This window comes from Acidovorax sp. Root217 (assembly GCF_001428645.1).
Taxonomy (GTDB): domain Bacteria; phylum Pseudomonadota; class Gammaproteobacteria; order Burkholderiales; family Burkholderiaceae_C; genus Acidovorax.
The window spans coordinates 135,367-135,662 of the sequence record NZ_LMIH01000045.1; positions in this window are offsets into that span (position 1 = coordinate 135,367).

Below are 296 nucleotides of genomic sequence, written 5' to 3' on the forward strand. Positions count from 1 at the left end.
GGGTGACCGTGCCCCAACCGTCGGCAGCGCGCAGCGCGTAACCGACCCCAGGCGCAGCTGCGAAGCAGCAGCCGTCCGTGACCCCGCCCCCACCCCTGCTGGCTGCGCCGAGAAGCGCAGGAGCTGGGGTGGGTGCATGTGCCGCAGGACACATGCACTTCGTCATCTAGCTCGTCGCTGCTGTCTGAGCGGAGTTCGAAGAACGCAGCGAGTTCAGCGACGCCCACCCCAGATCCGAGCATCGCAGGTTGCCCCCGTTCGCCCGACAGGGCGTACGGGGGACGCAGACTGGGGGT